The 16,062-nt window shown below is 64.6% G+C and carries 17 protein-coding genes; 14 read left to right on the forward strand and 3 right to left on the reverse strand.

From position 1 onward, the window contains the following. The first annotated feature begins 26 nt into the window (after positions 1 to 26). The 3 genes from ACSSVH_RS14120 to ACSSVH_RS14130 all read left to right on the forward strand — a co-directional run bounded on the left by ACSSVH_RS14120 (position 27) and on the right by ACSSVH_RS14130 (position 4,989). Positions 27 to 1,259: an acyl-CoA dehydrogenase family protein gene (locus ACSSVH_RS14120; protein WP_169953132.1), complete on the forward strand. Its 1,233-nt coding sequence runs from the start codon at positions 27 to 29 to the stop codon at positions 1,257 to 1,259. A 114-nt stretch (positions 1,260 to 1,373) separates the two neighbouring features. Continuing rightward, entirely contained in the window at positions 1,374 to 3,140 is a 1,767-nt protein-coding gene (locus ACSSVH_RS14125) for an ABC transporter ATP-binding protein (RefSeq protein ID WP_432754225.1), read from the forward strand. Further along, on the forward strand, positions 3,133 to 4,989 hold the full coding sequence (locus tag ACSSVH_RS14130) for an ABC transporter ATP-binding protein (protein ID WP_492633338.1): 1,857 nt from the start codon (positions 3,133 to 3,135) through the stop codon (positions 4,987 to 4,989). The genes ACSSVH_RS14125 and ACSSVH_RS14130 overlap by 8 nt, the downstream gene beginning before the upstream one ends. A gap of 325 nt (positions 4,990 to 5,314) precedes the next feature. On the opposite strand, the gene ACSSVH_RS14135 is transcribed toward ACSSVH_RS14130, so the two are convergent. From ACSSVH_RS14135 to ACSSVH_RS14145, 3 genes are read right to left on the reverse strand one after another with little or no spacing between them, the layout of a single operon-like run. Beyond that, positions 5,315 to 5,536: a cytochrome C oxidase subunit IV family protein gene (locus tag ACSSVH_RS14135; RefSeq protein WP_407073414.1), complete on the reverse strand. Its 222-nt coding sequence runs from the start codon at positions 5,534 to 5,536 to the stop codon at positions 5,315 to 5,317. Continuing rightward, positions 5,533 to 6,099, reverse strand: a complete 567-nt coding sequence (locus ACSSVH_RS14140; protein WP_492633339.1) for a cytochrome c oxidase subunit 3 — start codon at positions 6,097 to 6,099, stop codon at positions 5,533 to 5,535. Before ACSSVH_RS14140 ends, ACSSVH_RS14135 begins: the two co-directional genes overlap by 4 nt. Further along, the gene (locus ACSSVH_RS14145) at positions 6,083 to 6,859 is read right to left on the reverse strand and encodes a CbbQ/NirQ/NorQ/GpvN family protein (RefSeq protein ID WP_169953120.1); all 777 of its coding nucleotides are present in this window, start codon (positions 6,857 to 6,859) and stop codon (positions 6,083 to 6,085) included. Before ACSSVH_RS14145 ends, ACSSVH_RS14140 begins: the two co-directional genes overlap by 17 nt. A gap of 188 nt (positions 6,860 to 7,047) precedes the next feature. Here ACSSVH_RS14145 and ACSSVH_RS14150 point away from each other — a divergent pair, with 188 nt between their 5' ends. From ACSSVH_RS14150 to ACSSVH_RS14200, 11 genes are all read left to right on the forward strand, one after another. Then, positions 7,048 to 8,730: a cytochrome D1 domain-containing protein gene (locus ACSSVH_RS14150; RefSeq protein WP_169953118.1), complete on the forward strand. Its 1,683-nt coding sequence runs from the start codon at positions 7,048 to 7,050 to the stop codon at positions 8,728 to 8,730. Between the two features lie 24 nt (positions 8,731 to 8,754). Next, complete coding sequence (locus tag ACSSVH_RS14155) at positions 8,755 to 9,069, forward strand: c-type cytochrome (protein WP_169953116.1); 315 nt, start codon at positions 8,755 to 8,757, stop codon at positions 9,067 to 9,069. Positions 9,070 to 9,085: 16 nt separating this feature from the next. Next, complete coding sequence (locus ACSSVH_RS14160) at positions 9,086 to 9,412, forward strand: c-type cytochrome (protein WP_432754228.1); 327 nt, start codon at positions 9,086 to 9,088, stop codon at positions 9,410 to 9,412. After that, positions 9,409 to 10,581 carry a cytochrome D1 domain-containing protein gene (locus ACSSVH_RS14165; RefSeq protein WP_170041266.1) on the forward strand — a complete coding sequence of 391 codons (1,173 nt, stop codon included), beginning with the start codon at positions 9,409 to 9,411 and terminating at the stop codon, positions 10,579 to 10,581. The genes ACSSVH_RS14160 and ACSSVH_RS14165 overlap by 4 nt, the downstream gene beginning before the upstream one ends. Before the next feature lies 1 nt (position 10,582). Then, positions 10,583 to 11,041, forward strand: coding sequence for an Lrp/AsnC family transcriptional regulator (locus ACSSVH_RS14170; protein ID WP_169864180.1), 459 nt, complete (start codon positions 10,583 to 10,585; stop codon positions 11,039 to 11,041). Further along, entirely contained in the window at positions 11,038 to 11,553 is a 516-nt protein-coding gene (ahbB, locus tag ACSSVH_RS14175) for a siroheme decarboxylase subunit beta (RefSeq protein ID WP_169953109.1), read from the forward strand. Before ACSSVH_RS14170 ends, ahbB (ACSSVH_RS14175) begins: the two co-directional genes overlap by 4 nt. Continuing rightward, positions 11,546 to 11,989 carry an Lrp/AsnC family transcriptional regulator gene (locus ACSSVH_RS14180; RefSeq protein ID WP_169953107.1) on the forward strand — a complete coding sequence of 148 codons (444 nt, stop codon included), beginning with the start codon at positions 11,546 to 11,548 and terminating at the stop codon, positions 11,987 to 11,989. The genes ahbB (ACSSVH_RS14175) and ACSSVH_RS14180 overlap by 8 nt, the downstream gene beginning before the upstream one ends. Then, a complete protein-coding gene (ahbB, locus tag ACSSVH_RS14185; protein WP_492633340.1) occupies positions 11,964 to 12,482 on the forward strand; it encodes a siroheme decarboxylase subunit beta in 519 nt (172 codons plus the stop codon). Before ACSSVH_RS14180 ends, ahbB (ACSSVH_RS14185) begins: the two co-directional genes overlap by 26 nt. 14 nt (positions 12,483 to 12,496) lie before the next feature. Beyond that, positions 12,497 to 13,675 carry a heme d1 biosynthesis radical SAM protein NirJ gene (gene nirJ, locus ACSSVH_RS14190; RefSeq protein WP_169953103.1) on the forward strand — a complete coding sequence of 393 codons (1,179 nt, stop codon included), beginning with the start codon at positions 12,497 to 12,499 and terminating at the stop codon, positions 13,673 to 13,675. Between the two features lie 67 nt (positions 13,676 to 13,742). Continuing rightward, positions 13,743 to 14,576, forward strand: a complete 834-nt coding sequence (gene cobA / locus ACSSVH_RS14195) for a uroporphyrinogen-III C-methyltransferase (protein ID WP_432754229.1) — start codon at positions 13,743 to 13,745, stop codon at positions 14,574 to 14,576. Continuing rightward, entirely contained in the window at positions 14,573 to 16,033 is a 1,461-nt protein-coding gene (locus tag ACSSVH_RS14200) for a cytochrome D1 domain-containing protein (protein ID WP_492633341.1), read from the forward strand. The genes cobA and ACSSVH_RS14200 overlap by 4 nt, the downstream gene beginning before the upstream one ends. Positions 16,034 to 16,062 lie beyond the last annotated feature (29 nt).

Raw genomic sequence — 16,062 nt, forward strand, 5'->3', positions numbered from 1 at the left:
GGGATCTAGCATAAGGATGAGTAGCAATGACCACGTTCGAACAGGCACCCACACGCCAACTGCACAGCGAGGCTGAGGCCATCGCCGTCGCCCGGGAGATCGCCCTGGAGATCGCCCGGATCGCCGCCGACCCCCAGCAAAACGGCCAACTGCCTTGGCGCCAGGCCCAGCTGTTGTCCGAAAGCGGCCTGACCGCCATCGGCGTGCCCAAGGCCTTTGGCGGGCTGGGTGCCTCGGTGCAGACCATCGTCGAAACCGTACGCCTGGTCTCGGTGGCCGATGGCGGCGTCGGCCAGTTGCTGCAAATCCATAACGTGATGCTGCGCGGGATTTTCAGCGGCTACAGCGACGCCGTGCGCGATCGACTGATTGCCGATGTACTGGCCGGCAAACGTTTCGGCAACGCCCTGGCGGAAGTCGGCGGGAAAAACAAGTTCGCCCTCAAGACCCGCGTCGAACGCCGCGCCGACGGCAAGCTGGTGCTCAATGGCAGCAAGTTCTACTCCACCGGTTCCTACCTCGCCGAGTGGATCTCGCTGACCGCAGCCAGTGACGATGGCGGCGCCAGCGTGCTGCTCAACCGCAATACCCCGGGCCTGACCCTGCTCGATGACTGGGAGGCCTTCGGCCAGAAAAATTCGGTCAGTGGTACCGTGCGCTTTGACGCTATCGAACTGGACGAAGCCTTCGTCTCGCAACGCAAGGGCCCGATGAAACGCACCGGGCTGACCTTCCCGCAGATCCTCCACGCCGCCATCGACACCGGGATTGCAGCCGGCGCGCTGGGCGCCGCCGTCGATTACCTCAAGCACAACGCCCGGCCATGGGTGGAAAGCGGCGTGGACCACGCCAATGAAGAACCGCACATCATCAAGCAGGTCGGCGAGTACGCCGTGGCCTTGCGCGCGGCCGAGTCACTGTTGCGCGACGCCGCGCGGGTGTTCGACCAGCATGAACTGGACCCGGAAAACAAGGAGCTGCAAGACGAGTTGATCCTGTCGGTGGCCACTGCGCGGGCGCATTCGGACGCTGCTTCGCTGAAGATCTCCAGTGATATTTTCTCGCTGCTGGGCGCCAGCTCGTCCCTGAGCAAATGGAACCTGGACCGCTTCTGGCGCAATGCCCGGGTGCACACCACCCATGACCCGATCCGCTGGCGCTTGCACCACGTGGGCAACTACTACCTCAACGGCGTGGACCCGGGCGAATACACCGCGATCCTCAATGCCAAGCAGACCCAGGGCGCTACCACCCGCTAACCCCCTCCCTGGCAGGAGCCGGCTTGCCGGCGATGGCGCCCTTAAAACCGGCGCATGGCTTGCGGGCCCGATCGCTGGCAAGCCAGCTCCTACAGGGTTTTGATTGAGCTTTTCATGAGCGAAAAACATCCTCTTTTACGCAGCCTGGCGATCTACCGGGAGATGCCCTGGCGCTTCTGCCTGGTGGCCGCGCTGTATGTGGCGATCAACCTCGGGCTGGTCTGGCAGCAGTGGCTGATCGGCCATGCGGTCAACGATGTCAGCGCCGGGCACGCGGTGGTACGCCAGGCGGATGGCAGCCTCGACGCCAGCCTTGGCTGGTACTGGCTGGGGTTGATGCTGGCCGTGGCGCTGGGGCGCGGGGTGTTGCAATACGCGGCCAGCGTGCTGTCCCTGGTGCTCAGCCAGGAGCTGCTGACGCGCCTGCGTGAGCGCATTCTCGACCAGGTGCAGAACCTGCACCTGGGCTATCACTGGCAACACGGCATGGGCGAGATGATCACCCGTACCACCCGCGATGCCGACAAGGTGCGCGATGCGCTGATCAGCTTTTGGCGCCAGGTGGTAGAAACACCGCTGGTGGTGCTGGCCACGGTGGGCTTGTTGAGCTGGTATCACCCGCTGCTGGGCCTGGTGCCGTTGCTGTTGACCGTCACCGGCCTGTGGATTTTCGTGCGCCAGACCGAGCGCCTGGTGAGCCTGGATCGCGCCGTGGGCGCGGCCTACGACCGGGTCAACCAGGACCTGAGCGAAGGCATCGGTGGGGTGCGGGTGATCAAGTCATTTGCCCTGGAGCAGCAGCGCATCAACGGCTTCTCCAGCCAGGTGGCGGTGTTTGCCAGCCTCGCACGCCAGGCCCTGGCCTATTCCAGCTCGCGCATCCCCCTGCCCCAGGCGGTGGTCGCGTTCGGCCATGTGTGGATCCTGGTGTACGGCGCCCATCTGGTGGCGGCCGGGCAGTTGAACATCGGTGAACTGGTGACCTCACTGCTGATCGCCACCACCCTGGTATTTCGTATCGAGGGCATTGGCCGGGTGATGCAGACCTTCGCCGACGCCCGGGCCAGTGCCGAACGCATCTGGCAGTTGCTCGACGCGCCGCTGGCGATTGGCGACGGCAGCGCGAGCCTGCCCGCCAGCCCCCTGGGCTTGCGCCTGGAGCACGTCAGCGTCAGCGCTCCGGGGGGTGGCCGCGACATTTTGCAGGATTGCTCGCTGACCTTGCAGCCTGGGGAGATCGTCGCCCTAGTGGGCGCCACCGGTACCGGCAAGAGCCTGCTGGCCAGCCTGTTGCCGCGCCTGACCGACGTCAGTGCCGGGCGCGTGCTGCTGGGTTCGGCGCAGGACGGTTGGCAGGATATCCGCAGCCTGAACCTCGCACAGTTGCGTCGCCGCGTGCATGTCGTGCCCCAGGAGAGTTTCCTGTTTGCCGGCAGCCTGGCGGCCAACCTGCGCCTGAGCGCACCCAGCGCCACCGATGAACAACTGCACGCGGCGCTGCGCATGGCAGCAGCCGACGACATCTTGCAGCGCTTGCCCCAGGGCCTGGAAACACCCCTGGGCGATCGCGGCGTCACCTTGTCGGGCGGTCAGCGTCAACGCCTGTGCCTGGCGCGGGCGCTGCTCGGTGCGCCAGACATTCTGTGCCTGGACGACGCCACCAGCGCCCTCGATGCAATCAGCGAGCGCCTGGTGCTGCACAACCTGCGGCAACTGCGCGGCACCACGGTGCTGGTGATCTCCAGCAAGCTCTCGACCATCCTCCTGGCCGACCGGGTGCTGATGCTCGAAGGCGGCAAGATCGCCGCCGAGGGACCCCATGCCCAGCTGCAACACACCAACGCGCACTACCGCGACCTGCTAGGGATCGACCATGGCTAATCCAATCGCCGGCAAAGCCTTGAGCGATATCGAAATCGAAGAAATGCTTGCCAAAAAGGCCCTGGACCGCAGCATGTTCAAGCGCCTGCTGCCGTTGCTGCAGCCGATCCGCCGGCAGATCCTGGCAGTGATCGGCATTGAAGTGCTGCTGGTGTTCACCGTGTTCCTGCGCCCCTGGTTTGTGCGTGAACTGCTGGACCGCGGCCTGGTACAACAAGCCGAGCACTGGTTGCTGGATGAGCGCCTGGTGCTATGGCTGGGCCTCGGGTTGGCCGCCAGTTGGCTGCTGCGTTTCCTGTTGGCCGGAGTGTCGCAGTTCATCGCCGGGGGCGCGGCGATTGGGGTGCTCAACGCCCTGCGCGTGCGGGTGTTTGCCCATGTCCAGGGCTTGAGTGTCAGCTACTTCGACCAGACCCGGGCCGGGCGCATCATTTCCCGGGTCGATCGCGATGTGGATGCCCTCGAACCGCTGCTGATCCAGGGCCCGCCGGAACTGCTCGGGGCCCTGCTGCGGTGTGGGCTGGCCTCGGTGATGCTGTGGCGCATCGACCCGCGCTTCTTCCTCAGCCTGGTGGCGACGGTACCGCTGCTGGTGTTGGCGACCTGGAGCTTCAAGCGGATATCCCAGCGCAACTGGGCCAGGGTCGCGGAAAACCGCAGCCGCTTTACCGCACACCTGGTGGAAAGCGTCAGCGGCGCACGCCTGTTGCAACAGTGCGCCCAGCAAGGGCCGAACCTGCGGCGCTATCGTGGCCTGCTGGATGACTTCAACCACGCCTTGATTCGCGGCAGCTTGCGCTCCAGCTGGTTTGCGCCGTTTACCGCGCTGCTCAGCTCGGCGGGGATTGCCGTGCTGTTGCTGGTGGGCGCCTACGGCCTGGCGGCGGGTGATGTGACCGTGGGCCAGGTCGCGGAGAGCCTGTTTTATGTGTTTTTGTTCCTCGGGCCGTTGCAGGAGCTGTCCGACCTGTTCGAGCGCTACGCCACGGGGTCGGCCAGTGCCCAGCGGATTTTCCTGCTGCTCGATACCCGGGCGCAGATCACCGACTGCGCCGCGCCTGCCACCTTGGCGCGGGCGCGGGGTGAAGTGCACTTCCAGGGGGTGGGGTTCAGCTATACGCCGGGGGCGCAGGCACCGGTGATCAACAATCTCGACCTGCACATCCCCGCCGGCCAAGTGCTGGCGATTGTCGGCCCTTCCGGGCATGGCAAAAGTACCTTGGTGCAACTGCTGACGCGCTTCTACGAGGTACAGACGGGGGCGGTGCTGCTTGACGGCATCGATGTGCGCGAACTGGCGCAACACACCCTGCGGCGCAACGTCGGGGTGGTGCTGCAGGACAACGTGTTGTTCAGCGGCAGCATCCTCGACAACCTGCGCCTGGCGGCACCGGACGCCGATGACAGCCGACTGATCGCCGCAGCCCGCGAACTGGGCGCCGACGAAGTGCTGGAGCGACTGCCCCATCAATATCACACCGAAGTCGGCCCACTGGGTGCACACCTGAGTCACGGCCAGCGGCAACTGGTGTGCCTGGTACGCGCGTACCTGGCGGATCCTGCGGTGCTGGTGCTGGACGAGGCGACGTCGGCGGTGGATATCCATACCGAGCGGCGCATCCAGCGGGCCTTGCGACGGTTGTGCGAGGGGCGCACGGCAATCATCATCGCCCACCGCCTGGCGACGATTCGGGATGCGGATCGCATTGCGGTGGTACGGCATGGACAGGTGGTGGAGCTCGGGCCGCATCGGCAGCTGATTGAACAGGGGGGGGCGTATGCGGCGTTGTACCAGTCGTATCTGCGAGGCGCGCAAGGGGTGGTGCCCGTGGCGGAAACGGTGATATAGGCGCGGGCAAGCCCGCTCCCACAGGGGACGCTGGCTTGGGCAGAGAATTTGGCCACAGCACAAATCACATGTGGGAGCTGGCTTGCCGGTGATGGCGGCGGGTCAGGCAGTATGTTCTTCGGCTGATGTGCCGCTATCGCGGGCAAGCCCGCTCCTACAGGGGACGCTGGCTTGGGTAGAGAATTTGGCCACACCACAAATCACATGTGGGAGCTGGCTTGCCGGCGATGGCGGTGGGTCAGGCAGTATGTTCTTCGGCTGATGTATTGCTATCGCGGGCAAGCCCACAGGTAAGCGGCGCGGCAGTTTCGATAAATGTGCGCCCTTAATGCATCACCACAATCCCCATCACCAACACCACCGGCCAGGCCAACATCGCGGCCCGCCACCCCGGGGGCGCATGCCGCAGTTCCATAAACCCATCGGTAATCATCCAGGCCTTGGCCACTGCTGCCAACACCACTATCCACCACAGCCCCGCAGCGCCCGACATGACCGTGCCTACGCTCAGCAGCACCAACGCGCCCCAGCAGGCCAGCAGCCTCACAACACGTACACCAGGGGAAACAACACCACCCATACCAGATCCACCATGTGCCAATAGAGCACCCCTGACTCGAACCCCGACTGGCGCCCCGGTCCATAAGCCCCACGCCAGCAGTGCCACGCCAGCCATGCCAGGATCACCATCCCCAACAGGACATGCAGGAAGTGAAACCCGGTCAGAATCCAGTACAGGGTAAAGAACGTGCTGTGCTCCAGCCCCAGTCCGGCAGCGGCCAGGTGCCCGTACTCGCCAAGCTTGATCCACACATACACCACCGCCACCGACAGCCCCAACAGCAATAACCCACTTACCCGCCGAGGCTGGCCGGCAAGCAGCTGTTGCTGCGCCAACGCCGCCAGCAGGCCGGCTGTCAGCAGGCTCAGGGTCATAGCCAGGCCGGTGGAGGTATCCAGCTGTGCGCGGCCTTCGGCAAAGGCTTGGGGCTGGAGCATCTGGGCCGCCGCAAAGGCGAGGATCAGCAGCGCAAACACCGAGAGTTCGGCGAGGATGAAGAACCACATCGCCAGGTCGCCCGGCAGGCGCCGTTCAACTGAAGTGAACATCAACCACGTCCATCAGGGCCGCAACGGTTTGCGGATCATCGCTCAGCGCTTCAGCCAGGCACGCCATGCACGCTTCACGCGGGTGCATGCCCGCGGCGATCAGGCGCGCGGTGAAGATCAGCAGGCGCGTCGACGCCACCTCTTCCAGATCATGCTGGTCCAGCCGGCGCAAGGCCTGCCCCAGGCGTACCACCTGGGCCGCCAGGGCGCTGTCTACCTGGGCTTCGCGGGCGACGATGCGTTCTTCTTCCAGGGGCGACGGATAGCCAAAACGCATCGCCACGAAGCGCTGGCGGGTGCTGGGTTTCATGCCCTTGAGCAGGTTCTGGTAACCGGGGTTGTAAGACACCACCAGCATGAACGACGGCGGCGCCTTGAGGACTTCGCCCGTGCGTTCCAGGAACAGCTCGCGACGGTCATCGGCCACCGGGTGCAGGACCACGGCGGTGTCCTGGCGCGCCTCGACCACTTCGTCCAGGTAGCAGATGCCCCCTTCACGCACCGCGCGGGTCAGCGGGCCATCCTGCCACCAGGTGCCCTGGGCGCCGATCAGGTGACGGCCGATCAGGTCGGCGGCGCTGAGGTCGTCGTGGCAGGCCACGGTGTACAGCGGCAGTTGCAGGCGATGGGCCATATGCTGGACGAAGCGGGTCTTGCCGCAGCCGGTGGGGCCCTTGATCAACACTGGCATGCGGTGGCGCCAGGCGTGTTCGAACAACTCATGCTCGTTGTTGACGGCTTGGTAGAAGGGTTCGGTCATGGTGCACCTTGCATGGGCAACGGGTTTGACGGCCACGCTACGGGGCCCTGCGACAACCTGGCAAGCCGTACTCAAGGCAAACTTGATCGCCGTCAAGCGGTCATTCACCCGCCGCGACATAGTCTCTGCTGGCACTAAGAACCTGCGTTCTACCCGGATCGCAAAGGTCTTGCCTGAGGAGAGATGGAATGCTGACTCGCAACAAAACACCCTTCGTACTGACGCTGGCCAGGCTCAGCTGCGCGCTGGCCCTGGCCCTCTCAACGCAGGCCTTCGCGGCTGCACCTGCACCGGCGACGGCCATGGTCAAGAGCCCCGGCGCACCCGACTTGAGCCAAGCCGAGTTCGATGCTTCGAAGCAGATCTACTTCGAGCGCTGCGCCGGCTGCCACGGTGTGTTGCGCAAGGGCGCCACCGGCAAGCCGCTGACCCCGGACATCACCCAGGCCCGGGGCCAGGCGTATCTGGAAGCCTTGATCACCTACGGCTCCCCCGCCGGCATGCCGAACTGGGGCACCTCCAATGCGCTGACCAAGGCGCAGATCACCAGCATGGCAACCTTCATCCAGCACACCGCGCCGACGCCGCCGGAATGGGGCATGGCCGAAACCCTCAAGACCTGGAAGGTACTGGTCAAGCCCCAAGACCGCCCGAAGAAGCAGCTCAACACGCTGAACCTGGAAAACCTGTTCTCCGTCACCCTGCGTGACGACGGCAAAATCGCCCTGATCGACGGCGACAGCAAAAAAATCGTCAAACTCATCGACACCGGCTACGCCGTGCATATCTCGCGGATCTCTGCTTCGGGCCGCTACCTGCTGGTGATCGGCCGTGACGCCAAGATCGACATGATCGACCTGTGGCCCGCCGAGCCGACCAAGGTCGCCGAGATCAAGGTGGGCATCGAGGCCCGCTCGGTGGAGACCTCCAAGTTCAAGGGCTATGAAGACAAGTACGCGATTGCCGGTTCCTACTGGCCGCCGCAGTTCACCATCATGGACGGCGAGACCCTGGAGCCCAAGCAGATCGTCTCGACCCGTGGCATGACCGTGGACAAACAGGAGTACCACCCGGAACCGCGTGTGGCGGCGATCATCGCCTCCCACGAATGGCCGGAGTTCATCGTCAACGTCAAGGAAACCGGCAAGGTGATGCTGGTCAACTACCAGGACATCAAGAACCTCACCATCACCACCATCGACGCCGCGCCTTTCTTGCATGACGGCGGTTGGGACAGCACCCACCGCTACTTCATGACGGCCGCGAACAACTCCAACAAGGTCGCGGTGATCGACTCCAAGGAGCGCAAGCTCACCGCCCTGGTGGATGTGGGCAAGACCCCGCACCCCGGTCGTGGCGCCAACTTTGTGCACCCGCAATATGGTCCGGTATGGGCCACCAGCCACTTGGGTGACGGTGGGGTCTCGGTGATCGGCACCGACCCGGTCAAGCATCCGCAGTACGCCTGGAAGCAGGTGACCTCGCTCAATGGCCAGGGCGGTGGCTCGCTGTTTATCAAGACCCACCCCAACTCGCGGCACCTGTACGTCGACACCACCCTCAACCCCGACACCAAGCTCAGCCAGTCGGTGGCCGTGTTCAATATCGACAAGCTCGACGCCGGCTACACCGTGCTGCCGATTGCCCAATGGTCGGGCATCAAGCAAGGCGCCCTGCGCGTGGTGCAGCCGGAATACAACAAGGCGGGCGATGAAGTGTGGTTCTCGGTGTGGAACGGCCAGGAAGAGGAGTCGGCGCTGGTGGTGGTCGATGACAAGACCCTCAAGCTCAAGAACGTGATCAAGGACAAGCGCCTGATTACCCCGACCGGCAAGTTCAATGTCTACAACACCCAATTCGACATTTATTGAGCTTCATCAACAAGAGGCAACCCAATGAAAAATATCCTGCTTGCACTCGCGGCCCTGGGCGCGGCGTTGAGCCTGTCCACGGCCGTTGCCGAGGATGGTGCGGCGCTGTTCAAGAGCAAACCCTGCGCTGCCTGCCACACCATCGACAGCAAGATGGTGGGGCCGGCGCTCAAGGAAGTCGCGGCAAAAAATGCCGGCGTCAAGGACGCTGACAAAACCTTGGCCAGCCACATCAAGAACGGTACCCAGGGTAACTGGGGACCGATTCCGATGCCGGCCAACCCCGTCACCGATGCCGAAGCCCTGACCCTCGCCCAATGGGTGTTGAGCCTGAAATAAGCACAAGGAGCACGCCATGCAAGTCTCGATGATCGGTTCGGCCATGGCGTTGCTTTTCCTCATTCCCGCGCCGGTGCACGGAGCACCGGTGCCTGCGCGCCAGGTCCAGCTGGAACACCTGCTGACCCAGGACTGCGGGGCCTGTCACGGTCTGCACCTGACCGGTGGCCTGGGCCCGGCCCTGACGCCCCAAGCCCTGGCCGGGCAGACCCGCGATGCCCTGATTGCCACCGTGACCTATGGCCGCCCTGCCCTGGCGATGCCTGGCTGGGCGCCGTTGCTCAATGCCGGCGAAATTGCCTGGCTGGTGGATCGCCTCCTGCAAGGAACCCCTGCGCCATGATCCGTCCCCTGTTTGTGTGCATTGCCGGCCTGTTGCTCACGGCCTGTGTCCAGCCACCGCTACGCGGCACCGGCGACCTGGGCCTGGTGGTAGAGCGTGCCAGCGGCAGCCTGCTGATTATCGACAGCAGCCACCAGGCGCGCCTGGCCCGGGTCGAGGGGCTGGGGGATTTGTCCCACGCCTCGGCGGTGTTCTCCCGGGACCAGCGCTACGCCTACCTCTTTGGCCGGGACGGCGGGTTGACCAAGGTCGACCTGCTGACCCAGCGCATCGACCAACGCCTGATCCAGGGCGGCAACAGCATCGGCGGCGCGATCAGCCAGGATGGGCGCCTGATTGCGGTCTCCAACTACCAACCGGGCGGGGTCAAGGTGTTCGACGCGGTGACCCTGCAACAGGTGGCCGATATCCCGGCCACGCCCGTGGCCGACGGCAAACGCTCGCGGGTGGTGGGCCTGGTGGATGCGCCAGGGCAGCGCTTTGTGTTCAGCCTGTTTGATACCGACGAGATCTGGAGCGCCGATTTCAGCCAGGGCAACACCCCGGCCATCACCCGCTTCAGCGGTATTGGCCGCCAGCCCTATGACGCGCTGATCACTGCCGATGGCCGTTACTACATGGCCGGTTTGTTTGGCGAGGACGGCATGGCCCAGCTCGACCTGTGGCACCCCGAACTGGGGGTCAAGCGCGTGCTGGCCGATTACGGTCGCGGCCAGGAAAAACTGCCGGTGTACAAGATGCCGCATCTGGAAGGCTGGGCCGTGGCCGACAACCAGGCGTTCGTGCCCGCCGTGGGCCGGCACCAGGTGCTGGTGATGGACGCACGTACCTGGCAACAGACCGCTGCCATCGCCGTGGCCGGCCAGCCGATTTTTGTCACCGCACGGCCCGATGGGCGCCAGTTGTGGGTCAACTTCGCCTACCCCGACAACGATCGGGTGCAGGTACTCGACAGTGAAACCCACCAGGTGGTCGCGGACCTGCGCCCCGGCCCCGGTGTGCTGCACATGGAATTCACCGGGCGCGGTGAGCAGCTGTGGTTGTCGGTTCGCGACGGCCAGCAGGTGCAGGTCTGGGATCCTTATCGTTTGACCTTGCTCAAGACCCTGCCGGCCGACAGCCCCAGCGGCATCTTCTTCAGCAGCCGCGCGCAAAAAATGGGGTACTGAGATGGAACTGGATGAACTGACCGCACGCCTGATCGACCGCTATCAACACGGCATGCCGCTGTGTGCCGAGCCTTACCTGGAAATGGCGCAAACCCTGGGTTGCAGCGAGCGCGAGCTGATGGCCTGCCTGCAGCGCCTGGAACTGGCGGGCGCGCTGTCGCGGGTCGGGCCGGTGTTCGATCACAGCCGTGCCGGCGCCAGTACCCTCGCCGCCCTGGCTGTGCCCGCCGAGCGCCTGGAGCAAGTGGCGGCGCGCATCAGCCGCTACCCCGAGGTCAATCACAACTACGCCCGCGAACATCACTACAACCTGTGGTTTGTGCTGACCGGGCCTAATCGCCGCCATCTGGAACAGATCCTGGAAGAGCTGGAAAAGGACACCGGCCTGATCCCCCTGGACCTGCCCATGCTCACCTCCTACCGCATCGACCTGGGTTTCGCCCTGGGAGTCCACCCGTGATCGCGCCGCTGAACCATGAACAATTGCTTGACCTGCGCCAGTGCCTGGAGCGCGGGCTGCCGCGCGTGTCGCGGCCCTATGAAGACCTCGCCGAGCAGATCGGAGCCCATCACCTGCAAGTGCTCAAGCAGATGCAGCAATGGCAGGAACAGGGTCTGTTCCGCCGCGTCGGCCTGGTGCTCAACCACCGCGCCCTGGGCTATGTGGCCAATGCGATGCTGGTGCTGGATGTGCCCGATGCACTGATCGATGAAGTCGGCCAGCGCCTGGGCCGCGCGCCGGGCATCACCCTGTGCTACCAGCGGCCACGGCGCTTGCCGCACTGGCGCTACAACCTGTTCTGCATGGTGCACGGGCGTGAACGCGCAGCGGTACAGGCGCAGATCGAGGCGCTGCTGCAACAGCATCTGCTCAGCGACCTGCCCCACCACCTGCTGTTCAGCACGCGCATGTTCAAGCAATGCGGCGGGCGTTTTGCGCCGCCGCCGTCACAGGTATGGGCCCATGGATGAACTCGACCGGCAACTGATCAATCGCCTGCAACGGGGCCTGCCGCTGGTGCGTGATCCATGGCAGGCAGTGGCTGATGAGCTACGCAGCACGCCCGACGCGTTGCTCGACCGCCTGCACCTGCTGCTCGAAGACGGCGTGCTGACGCGCTTCGGGCCGATGTTCGACATCGAGCGCCTGGGGGGCGCGTTCACCCTGGCCGCCCTTGCGGTGCCCGAATCACGTTTTGAAGAGGTCGCGGCGCAACTCAACGACCTGCCGCAAGTGGCCCACAACTACCGGCGCGAGCATCCCTGGAACATGTGGTTTGTGCTGGCCTGCGCAACCTGCGACGACCTCGACCAGACCCTGGCGCATATCCACACCCTGACCGGGCTTGAGGTGCTTAACCTGCCCAAGGAGCAAACCTACCATGTCGGCCTGTATTTCCCGGTTTGACGAGAACCTGGCCCAGCGCCTGGTCCATTTGACCGAAGCCGGCCTGCCGCTGGTGGAAGACCCCTGGACCTGGCTCGCCGAGCAACTGGGCATCAGCGTCGAATCGACCCTGGACCTGCTCAAGCGCCTGCAAGGGGAAGGCGCCATCCGCCGGATCGCCGCCGTGCCGAACCACTATCGCCTGGGCTACCGCCACAACGGCATGACCGTGTGGGATGTGTGCGACGAACAGATGCCGCGCCTGGGCGAACTGATCGGCGCCCAGCCCTTTGTCAGCCATTGCTACCGCCGCCCCCGGCGCGCGGACTGGCCGTACAACCTGTTCGCCATGGTGCATGGACGTAGCCGTGAAGAAATCGACAGTTACCGCGAACACCTGCGCTTCCTGCTGGGCGATGCCGGCCGGGCGGACGAGATGCTGGTGAGCAGTCGCATCCTGAAAAAAACCGGCTTGCGCCTGAGCTCTCCCCTCGCTCCTGCACGTGCGCGCTGAAGAAGGAACATCTTATGCTTAGGATCAGTCATTACCTGCGCACCCTGGCCGGCCAATGCCCACCACCGCGCAGCGCCAAACCGGGCAGCCAGCGCGCGCCGGTGGTGATCTGGAACCTGCTGCGCCGTTGCAACCTGACCTGCAAGCACTGCTATGCCACCAGCGCCGACAGCGTGTTCCGCGATGAACTGGACACCGAGGCCGCACTGAAGGTGATCGATGACCTGCACGAGGCCGGGGTCAAGGTGTTGATCCTCTCGGGCGGCGAACCCCTACTGCGCGAGGACCTGTTCCAACTCAGCGCCTATGCCCGTGCCAAGGGCTTTTTTGTTGCGCTGTCGAGCAATGGCACGCTGATCGATGAAGGCAACATCCAGCAGATCGCCGCCGCACGCTTTGACTATGTGGGCATCAGCATCGATGGCTTGAAGGCCACCCACGATGCATTCCGCCAATGCGAAGGTAGTTTCGAGCGCTCGATGCACGCCATCAACCTGTGCCGCCAGGCGGGTATCCGCGTCGGCCTGCGCACGACCCTGACCCAGGAAAACCACGCGCAGCTCCCGCAATTGCTGGCCTTGATGCGTGAATACGATGTGCAGAAGTTTTACCTCTCGCACCTCAACTACAGTGGGCGCGGCAAACGCAGCCGGCAACTGGACGCGCACCAGCAGATGAGCCGCGAGGCCATGCTGATGATTTTCCAGCAGGCCTGGGACGACATCCAGAATGGCGTGGCCAGTGATTTTGTCAGCGGCAACAACGACGCCGACGCCGTGTTGCTGCTGCAATGGGTGCACCAGCACCTGCCGGAACACTACCCGCAACTTGAACACCTGCTGCATGCCTGGGGCGGCAATGCCTCGGGCAGCGGCATTGCCAATATCGACAACACCGGCGAAGTGCACCCGGACACTTACTGGTGGCAATACTCGGTGGGCAATGTGCGCCACACCTCGTTCCGCGAGATCTGGCTGGAGCGCCCCGACCCGTTGCTGCTGCGCCTGCGCCAATACCCACGCCAGATCGGTGGCCGTTGTACCGAGTGCCGCTGGCTGGGGATCTGCAACGGCAACACGCGCACCCGCGCCTGGGCCGACGGCGACCTCTGGGGCCCGGACCCCGGTTGCTACCTCAGCGATGCAGAGATCGCCCGTACACCGCCCACCTTGATTCCTTGCTCGGCACGCTGAACCCCCGGCCGGCCACCTGGTGACACAACCGGGGGCCGCCAACCTGATGATGAACCAAGGAAGTCTCATGCACTCATCCCACGCATTACCCTCCGTGCTGCACAGCCCCTTCCACCCCGGCGAAGTCGCCCTGGTCGGCGCCGGCCCCGGTGACCCGCGCCTGCTCACCCTGCGCGCCTGGAGCCTGCTGATGCAGGCCGATGCGGTGGTGTTCGATCGCCTGATCAGTGCCGATCTGCTGACCCTGATCCCACTGACCTGCGCCCGGCATTACGTGGGCAAGGCCAGCGGTTATCACAGCCTGCCCCAGGCGCAGATCAACGAACTGCTGGCCGAACTGGCCCAGCAGGGGCAGCGGGTGGTGCGGCTCAAGGGCGGCGACCCGTTCGTGTTTGGCCGCGGTGCCGAAGAGCTGGAGTACCTGCTGGCGCAAGGTGTGTCGTGCCAGGTGGTGCCCGGCATCACGGCGGCATCCGGTTGCAGCGCCTATGCGGGCATCCCGCTGACCCATCGTGACCTGGTCAACTCGTGCCGCTTTGTCACCGGGCATTTGCAGCGCGACGGCGAATTGAAGTTGCCCTGGGACAGCCTCGCCGACGGCAGCCAGACCCTGGTGTTCTACATGGGCCTGTCGAACCTGGCGATGATCGCCGAGCGCCTGATCGGTGCCGGCCTGCCCGCCGACACGCCAGCGGCGCTGATCTGCAACGGCGCCCGCGCCGACCAGCAGGTGCATCGCGGCACCCTGCGCCTGCTCCCGGCCCTGGCGCTGATGTGCGAGCCCGGCGTGCCGACCTTGACGGTGATCGGGCAGGTGGTCGACCTGTTTGCCGACGCCGCCCTGCACTACCCCGCCAGCCTTGTGCCCGGCCACTTCGCGGCGTCCAGGGTGGCGGTATGAAACGCCTGTGGCTGGTGCCGCTGCTCTGGGCCAGCGCCGCCCACGGCGCACCGGATGCCGCCGCCGATTACCAGCAGCATTGCCAAAGCTGCCATGGCCTCAACCGGGTCGGCAGCAGCGGCCCGGCGTTGTTGCCCGAGAGCCTGGGGCGAATCAAGCCGGCCGAGATGCGCCAGGTGATCGAACACGGCCGCCCGGCCAGCCAGATGGCGGCATTCGCGCCGCTGCTGACGGCGCAACAGATCGACGCCCTGGTGAGTTTTCTGCAACAGCCGCCGGCCACCCCCGCGACCTGGAACGAGCAGGATATCCGTAGCAGCCATCGCCAATTGGCCGACCTCAGCCAACTGCCGAGCACCCCGCAACACCACGCCGACCCGCTGAACCTGTTTGTGGTGGTGGAGTCCGGCGACCATCACATCGATATTCTCGACGGTGATCGCTTTGAAGTGCTCGACCGCTTTGCCTCGCACTTTGCCGTACATGGCGGGCCAAAGTTTTCTCCGGACGGGCGTTTTGTGTACTTTGCTTCGCGCGACGGCTGGATCAGCCTGTATGACCTGCACAACCTCAAGCTGATCGCCGAGATCCGCGCCGGGCTCAATACCCGCAACCTCGCGGTGAGCAAGGACGGGCGCTGGGTGCTGGTGGGCAATTACCTGCCGGGCAACCTGGTGGTGCTGGATGCGCGCGATCTGTCGCTGGTCAAGACCTTACCGACAAACTCGCGGGTCAGCGCGGTGTACACCGCTCCTCCGCGCAACAGCTTTATCGTCGCCCTCAAGGATGTGAATGAGGTTTGGGAGTTGTCCTATGCGGCGCCCAGCCCGAGCTTCGAACCCCGGCGCATCCAGGCCCAGGATGTGCTCGATGATTTTTCCTTTTCACCTGACTATCGCCAACTGCTCGCCACCTCGCGCAAGGCCGGCGGCGGGCAAGTGATCGACCTCGATTCCGGGCAGGTGGTCACCGACATTGCGCTGGCCGGCATGCCGCACCTAGGCTCGGGGACTTACTGGCAGCGCAACGGGCAGTGGGTGTTTGCCACGCCGAATATCAGCAAGGGGCAGATCTCGGTGCTGGACCTCAAGACCTGGAAGCTGATCAAACAGATCCCCACCCTCGGGCCGGGGTTCTTTATGCGCAGCCACAGCAACTCGCGCTATGTGTGGAGTGATGTGTTTTTTGCGCCCGGCAATGATTCGATCCACTTGATCGACAAGCAGACCCTGGAAATCGCCCACACCTTGCGGCCCATGCCGGGCAAGACGGCGGCGCACGTGGAGTTCACCCGGGATGGGCGTTACCTGCTGTTGAGCATCTGGGATCGCGAGGGTGCGTTGATCGTGTATGACAGCCAGACGCTGCAGGAGGTCAAGCGGATTCCCATGAACAAGCCTTCGGGCAAGTACAACGTGGGGAACAAGATCGAGTTTGCTGAGGGGACTTCACATTGATATGGGGGTGGGTGACTGGCGATAGCGGT

The organism is Pseudomonas sp. HC1(2025), assembly GCF_058742075.1.